The 7385-nt window shown below is 65.3% G+C and carries 6 protein-coding genes and 1 pseudogene; all 7 read left to right on the top strand.

The features are described from left to right. Positions 1 to 207 (top strand): hypothetical protein (locus Q4C89_RS07195; protein WP_303101930.1); only part of this gene is annotated, 207 nt, incomplete at its 5' end. Next, positions 204 to 2657, top strand: coding sequence for a hypothetical protein (locus tag Q4C89_RS07190; RefSeq protein WP_303101929.1), 2454 nt, complete (start codon positions 204 to 206; stop codon positions 2655 to 2657). The genes Q4C89_RS07195 and Q4C89_RS07190, both read left to right, overlap by 4 nt. Positions 2658 to 2665: 8 nt before the next feature. Continuing rightward, positions 2666 to 4207: pseudogene (locus Q4C89_RS07185) on the top strand (cobaltochelatase subunit CobN); the annotation flags it as partial. Beyond that, positions 4197 to 4967 carry a class I SAM-dependent methyltransferase gene (locus Q4C89_RS07180; RefSeq protein ID WP_303101927.1) on the top strand — a complete coding sequence of 257 codons (771 nt, stop codon included), beginning with the start codon at positions 4197 to 4199 and terminating at the stop codon, positions 4965 to 4967. The pseudogene Q4C89_RS07185 and the gene Q4C89_RS07180, both read left to right, overlap by 11 nt. A gap of 9 nt (positions 4968 to 4976) precedes the next feature. Further along, a complete protein-coding gene (locus Q4C89_RS07175) occupies positions 4977 to 5237 on the top strand; it encodes a type II toxin-antitoxin system Phd/YefM family antitoxin (RefSeq protein ID WP_303101926.1) in 261 nt (86 codons plus the stop codon). Continuing rightward, the gene (locus Q4C89_RS07170; protein ID WP_303101925.1) at positions 5234 to 5632 is read left to right on the top strand and encodes a type II toxin-antitoxin system VapC family toxin; all 399 of its coding nucleotides are present in this window, start codon (positions 5234 to 5236) and stop codon (positions 5630 to 5632) included. Before Q4C89_RS07175 ends, Q4C89_RS07170 begins: the two co-directional genes overlap by 4 nt. Next, positions 5629 to 7269 (top strand): VWA domain-containing protein, encoded by a 1641-nt coding sequence (locus Q4C89_RS07165; RefSeq protein ID WP_303101924.1) that lies wholly within the window; start codon positions 5629 to 5631, stop codon positions 7267 to 7269. Before Q4C89_RS07170 ends, Q4C89_RS07165 begins: the two co-directional genes overlap by 4 nt. Positions 7270 to 7385: the final 116 nt, after the last annotated feature.

Genomic DNA, 7385 nt, shown 5'->3' with positions numbered 1-7385 from the left:
TCCGAAGTGACCGCGCACCGCCCCGTGAGCCTGCTGGAAGTGCAGGACGCCGCCGACCTGGACGTGCTGCTGCTGGACAGCAAACTTGCGCCGCATCTTCTGACGCGTCTGTCGCCCACCGTGGCGCTGCTGGCAAAGGACAGTGAAAAGGCTGTGTTGGACGCCCTTCGCAAAGCGGGTCACACGCCCAAGGTGGTGGAGACATGAAGAAGACGGCCCGCAGCACATCAAACGACCTGCCTGCGTCCGATGTCGGTGAATTTCATCCCCTGGTCACGGATTTTCGGCTAGAAAGCTATACCGATCTGCTGGGCAGCCACCACGCCCTGAAGGCAGCGCGGCGCATCAGCGGCGTGAGTAAAATCACGGGCCTGACCGAAGCCAAGCGCCTGATTCGGGAGACACTGAGCAGTCCCGCCCAGATAGACGAACTGATTGCCCGCCTGCATCCCACCGAACTGCTGCTGCTGCAGGAACTCAGGCGGCATGGCGGCTTGGTCAATGCCTGGGAACTGTTTACCTTCGCACGGCTGCGTGAATTGCCGCTGCCGAGACAGAACCTCAGCCTGACCGCCAGTTACCTCTTCAAGAACTATCAGCCCGCCCAGTGGGAGGCCGCCACTTTGGTCTGGAGCCTGCTGGCAGATGGCCTGCTGTTTCCAAGCAATGTGCCAAATCCGTGGCTCTACGGCGGTTATTCGTACTATGGGCGTACCGAGTGGCGTTTGGGGTCAGCTCCCCCACAGACCGTACTGGCTGACCCGCGCCTGCTTGCCCGCCTGCCTGATGACGCCCGCCCCGCCGCGCCCCTGCCGCCCCCCACCAAGGCCAAAGCCACCACCTCCAGCCTACCCGTCACGCTGGCCCGCCTGCAACTGCTGGAAATCGTGCGGGCGGTGCAGAGTATCGGCGGCGTGGGGCTGACCAAAGCGGGCCAACCAGCCAAAAATGACCTCAAGCGGCTGCTGAGGGAGCTGGGCGGCCTGACGGAACCCGAAACCTGGCTGGGGCTGGCCATGCTGCTGGGCCTGCTGATTCCCGACGGCAAAGGCGAGCGCCTCGTTCCACTCAAGATGGGCGTGGAAACCCTGCGGAGCTTTCCCACCTACGCCCTTCAAGCGGGCCTTGACTCGGCCTTGCCTTCACTGGACACTCCGGAGGACACGGAATTTGAAGCCGTCAACCCCTACACCGTTCGCGCCTGCCTGCTCGCGCTGCTGAACGAATGGGACAGGCCCGTGCGTGAAAGCGACCTGAGGGCGCAGTTGGAAAAGATTTTGCCCAGTCAGGTACGGGCCTTTGGCGTCGAGATGCTGGGGGGCTCCAAAATAACGGCCAAGCGTGACGCCGCCTGGAAAGGCTGGCTGAGTGGCACCTTGCGCGGCCTGTTTACCCTGCTGGGCAAAGTCACGGTGGAGGGCGAAGGCACAGACAAGGTCATCATTCCCCACCGCCTGACCCTAGACGCCACCGACTCGGACACCCCCAGCGCCAGCGGCCCGGCCTGGGTCTTGCAGCCCAACTTTGAACTGCTGGTGTATCCAGCACAACTGACCGAGCAGCAGTTGCCCGTGCTGGCGGCCGCCGAAGCCGTGCGGTTCGACGCCCAGACCGCCGTGTACCGTCTGACCCGTAGCAGCGTGTATGCGGCGCTGGAGCAGGGGTTGGCACTGCCTGCCCTGCTCGCGGGCCTGGAAGCGGGTTCCGCCACGCCGCTCTCGCCGGCCATGCGCCGCAGCATAGAAGACTGGGCCGCCCGTCGTGACCGCTTGGTGCTGCATCAGGGCGCGACATTGCTGGAATATCCCACTCGCGAAAAGCGCGACGCGGCGCTGCAAAGAGGTGGGCGGGCCATAGGCGAAACCTACCTGCTGCTGGACGCAGGCAAGAAGCCGCCCGTAGGCGTGACCATCCTGAATTATGCCGCCGCGCCCAAGCAAGTTCTGAAATTCAGCGCGTCGGGCGAGTTTATTCTGGCCTCGCCGCTCGACTTGCTGGGCCGCGCTCTACTGGCGGGGCGGGTCAAAAGGGTGGGGGGAAATAAATACCGCTTTTTGCCGCCAGTGGGTGAAACCTACCCCAGTGGCCTGCTGGGCGACGTGGAGGCACGCACGGCGGGCAAATTGCCCGAAGAGGTGCGGCTGCAACTGGGTATCTGGACGGGCCGCACCCCCGCGCCTGCCCTGAGTACCGTGACCCTGTTTCAGCACCCGCAGGTCAGCGCCCTGGCCCGTTTGCCGCGCCTGCAAGGACTGCTGGGCACCGCGCTGGGCGCAGAACTGTACACCGTCCCGTCAGGCAAAGAAACCGAATTGCACTCCGCGCTGAGCGAACTGGGCATCCAGACCAGCGCGCAATTCCGCACACCCAAGGACGCCGACGCCGACCTGAAAGTCATCAACGACACCCGCAAAAAACGTGAGTACCTGGAAGGGCTGATTGGGGCGGGCGAAAACGTCAGACTGCGTTATTACGAGGAAAAACGCGGCAATGACTGGTACGGCACAGTAGTCAGAGGCCGCCTGCGCGTCGCCAATTTCAGGCCATTGAAGATTGACCGCACGGGTTCCACACCTTACCTGGAAGCCAAATTCTTGGAAGGTGGCGAGGAAGAGCGCATCCGCATCGGCTACATTGTGGCGCTGGGGGCGCTGTGAATGACACGCTGAGTGCTCTCGCCGCCCGCCCCATCCAAACCCACGGCGACGCCTTGGAACTGCTCGACGAACTGAGCTTGCACCTGTATCAGCTTCTCGCGGAGCGCGATTATGACCCCGCCACCATCCCCGAAGTGTTGGCGCTTACGCTGGGGCCGCGCGAGAGCTACGGCACACTGCCGCAGACCTTGCACTACGCCTGTACCCGCCTCAAACCCGACCTGGACCGCACCGACGAGGAAATCTCCAATCTGCTATCGGGCCTGTCGGGGCGCTACGTTCCCGCTGGGCCGAGCGGCGCACCCAGTCGCGGGCAGGCGCACATTCTGCCTACCGGGCGCAACTTTTACGCGGTTGACCCCCGCGCGGTGCCCTCGGCGGCGGCCTGGGCGGTGGGGCAGAATCTGGCGCGGGAGGTGCTGGAACGCCACTTGAAGGAAACGGACGCGTACCCCGAACACGTCGCCATCAGCGTGTGGGGCACCTCCAACATGCGCACGCAGGGCGACGACCTCGCGGAAATCTTCGCGCTGCTGGGCGTCAGACCCGTGTGGCACCCGCAAAGCCGCCGCCTGGAAAGCGTGGAACTCTTGCCCCTTTCCGAACTGGGCCGTCCGCGCATCGACGTGACGGTGAGGATTTCGGGCTTTTTCCGCGACGCTTTCCCACACCTGATTCATCTTCTGGACGACGCGTTTTCCCTCGCCATGCACGCCGACGAAGACCCCGCTCAGAACTTTCCGCGCAAGCACTACCTGGCCGAGCTGGAAGGCCGCCTTCACGACCTCCCGCCTGAGGAAGCCGAGGCCCGCGCCCGTTACCGCGTGTTCGGCAGTGCGCCGGGCACGTACGGCGCGGGGATTTTAGACCTGATTCACGAGGGCAACTGGCAGACCGACGCCGACTTCGCGCAGGTGTTCGTCAACTGGGGCGGCTACGCCTACACCGCTGCCGAAGCGGGGACCGACGCCCGTGAGGACTTCCGCGCCCGCCTGTCTCAGACGCAACTGGTGCTGCACAATCAGGACAACCGCGAACACGACATCTTTGACAGTGACGACTATCTGCAGTTTTTCGGCGGGATGCTGGCCTCGGTGCGCCACCTCAGCGGGGCGCAGCCGCGTGGGTACTTTGGCGACAGTTCCAACCCAGAACGCTCGCGGGTGCGCGACCTGAAAGAAGAGGCGCTGCGGGTATACCGCTCCCGCGTGGTCAATCCCAAGTGGCTAGAAGGCATCCGGCGGCACGGCTACAAGGGCGGCCTGGAGCAAACCGCCACTGTGGATTACCTGTTTGGATTTGACGCCACCGCCGAGATCGCCCACGACTTCATGTACGAGGGTGTGGCGCAGGCCTACGCACTGGACGCCGAAAATCAGGCCTTCCTCAAGCAGAGCAACCCCTGGGCACTGAATGCGATTGCGAACAGGCTGCTGGAAGCCGAGGGACGCGGCATGTGGCAGGCGAACGCCGACACTTTATCAGCGCTGCAAGACCTGCTGGCAGAGAGTGAAGGGCTGCTGGAAGAACGGGGGGAACGTGGACGCTGACCCTTTCGCCCGCTGGCGTGACCTTGTTCTTTCCGCCCGCTCCGGGCGCCACGAGGCCGAGCGCGACCTCGCTTTCTGGCAGGCCAGAGCCGCTGCCTACGACACCACCCAGCCCGCGCTGCCCAATACGGTGCGCTGGCTGGCGGACGAACTGCGAGGCCTGGGCAGCCTGCTGGAAATCGGGGCGGGCACGGGGCGTCTGGTGCTGCCCCTGGCAGGGTGCGTGCCGCACGTCACTGCGCTGGACTACTCTCCCGAAATGCTGGCGCAGCTGCGGCTCAAGCGTCTGCCGCCCACCCTGCAGACGGTGTGCTGTTCGCTGGAACGGGCGCCCCGGCAGGTCCCTCCACACGACGCGGTGCTGTCAGCGTGGTCGCTGGCCTATCAGTCAGACCTGCGGGCAGCTTTGCACACCCTCAAAAGCCTCAGCCGCCGCGTGGTGTACCTGCTCGAAGATGACGGCGTGGGCAGTCCCCACGTCAATCTGCGGCGTTCGCTGGCACGCAGGCCCAAGCCAGGGCGGGCCACCCTGCTGCGGGAGGCGGTAGCGGCGCTGGGCTGGCCTGCCAGGACCTACACCGTGACCGAGGAGCGCGAACTGACCCTGCCAGACACCCCTGCGCTGCTGGCGCTGGCCCGCCTGCCTCTGCCCGAAAACGAGGTGCTGGGTGTCCTTGCGCCTTACCTTGCGGCCCACGGCAAAGGCTGGCTCTACCGCTGGACATTCAAGGTTCACATTATCCGAATCGTGGTGGACTAAACTTAGTTTATGACTGATTTTCCCAAAGTGCCCGAAATCATCAATGTCCACGCCGCCAAAACGCATCTTTCGCGCCTGCTGGAACGTGCCCACGGCGGCGAGGAAATTATTCTGGCCAAGGGGGGCAAACCGTATGCCCGGCTGATGCCGCTTGCCGAGAAGCGCCCGCGTCAGTTCGGTCTGCTGGCGGGCAAAGTAGAAATTACCCCCGATTTTTACGAGGAATCTATGCGTCCGCTGTCCGAGGAAGAATTGAAGGACTGGGAATGAGGTTGCTGCTGGACACACATATTTTACTGTGGCTGACGCTCAAGCCCGAGCTTTTGCCTGCTGCCTTGCTGCCCACGCTCCAGAGCGAAGAGTCAAGATTTGTGGTCAGTGCTGCGAGCATCTGGGAAATCTCTATCAAGCATCATCTCGGCAAGCTGCCCGAAGCGGCTCCACTGATGGCCGACGTGGAAGACGCGGTGGCCTCGCTGGGGGCCGATCTGCTGCCCATGACCCACCGGCACGCACTGCGGGCGGGCGAACTGGACTGGGCGCACCGCGACCCCTTCGACCGGATGCTGGTGGCCCAGGCGCAGGTGGAAGGCTTGCGCCTGATGACGCTGGACGAACATATCCGGCGGTTTTCCGGTGCGCCGCTGCTGGAAGGGCCAGCTTGAGCCTGTTTCCCCTCTCGGCCATTGCCCACCAGCCCGAGCTGCTGCTGGCACTCTCGCTGCTGGCCGTCTCGCCCGACATCGGCGGCCTGCTCATTCGCGGTGACCGGGGAGCCGCCAAAAGCACGGCGGCTCGGGGACTGGCGGCCCTGCTGCCTGGAGGCGGCCCCTTCGTCAACCTGCCGCTGGGCGCCACCGAAGACCGCGTGGTCGGTACGCTGGATCTGGAGGCGGCACTGACCGGCGAAGCGCGTCTCAAGCCTGGGCTGATGGCGCAGGCCGACGGCGGCGTGCTCTACATAGACGAGGTGAATCTGCTGCCCGACCATCTGGTCGACGTGCTGCTGGACGCGGCCGCCATGGGCGTGGTGCGGGTGCAGCGCGACAGCCTCAGCGCCGAGCAGTCTGCCCGTTTCGCGCTGATCGGCTCCATGAACCCCGAAGAAGGTCAGCTCAGGCCGCAGTTTCTGGACCGCTTCGGTCTGTGTTTGGACGTGGCAGCCCCCACCGACCCCGCCCAGCGCGCCGAAATCATCCGCCGCCGCATGGCGTTCGAGGCCGATGCGGCCGCGTTTACGGCGAAGTGGAAAGAGCAGGAGCAGGAGTTGAAAGCGCGGCTGGGCGCGGCCCGCCAGCACTTTGGCGCGGTGAACGTGCCAGACGCTCTGCTGGACGTCATCACTCGGATGACCACCTCGGCGGGCGTGCGTTCGCTGCGGGCCGACCTGGTGCTGCACCGCGCCTCCCGGGCCTTTGCCGCGCTGGAAGGGCGAGCTGTGGTCACGCCCGAGGATGTGGAGGCCGTAGCCCCACTTGTACTCAACCACCGCCGCGAGCCCGGGCAAGGTCCGCCACCCTCTCCCCCACCGCCACAGCGATCAGAAGAACCGCAGCCGCAGCCCCCACAAGGCGTCCCGCACGAGGAAATTTTTGCACCGACCCAGGCGTTGCCGCTGCCGCTTGCGACGCCCGCCAGAGCAGGCCGGACCACGGGGGGCGAGCGTGAAGGCCGGCTGATTCGCACTGTTCCCGACCCCCACGCGGCGCGGCTGCATCTGCCGTCTACCCTTATGCAGGCAGCGGGGCGCAGTGGAGAACCTACACTCACCCGCGAGGATTTCCGCGCTCCTCTTCATGAGCAAGTCGGTGGGCGACGGGTGCTGTTTGTGGCGGATGCCAGCGGCAGCGTGGGCGTATCGGGCCGCATGGGAGCAGTCAAAGCCGCCATGCTGGACGTGCTGGCGGACCAGAACTCGCGTGACCGTGTGGCCCTGGTGACCTTCCGTGGCACGGGCGCAACCCTGGACCTGGACTGGACAAATGACGCGCAAGCGGCCGAGGAGGTCATTCGGCAAGCCGCAACAGGCGGACGCACGCCGCTGGCCCACGCGCTGCGCCAGGCGGGCGAAGTGCTGAGGGCCTCCAGAGGTGCGGAACTGGTCATCTTCACCGACGGGCGGGCCAATGTGCCGCTCTCGGCAGGTTCGGACGCCTGGGCCGACGCCTTGGCTCAGGCGGGGGCGCTGCGGGGGGTGCGCTGCACTGTGGTGGACACCGAAGCGGGGCAAGTGCGTCTGGGACGGGCCGCGAAACTGGCAGAGGTGTTGGGGGCGCAACTGCTGGAGCTGGAACAGGGCTGACATGGGAATCTCATCCCCTGGCCAGCGCTCGCCATGCGGGGAGGCAGGACCACAACGCCTGAGCACGTTCGGTCAGCTTTCAGACGTAGGCGAGGGAGAGTCAGTCCCGTGTCGGA

Source organism: Deinococcus sp. (assembly GCF_030523985.1).
Classification (GTDB): domain Bacteria; phylum Deinococcota; class Deinococci; order Deinococcales; family Deinococcaceae; genus Deinococcus.
This window is presented reverse-complemented; position numbering and strand designations above follow the sequence as displayed.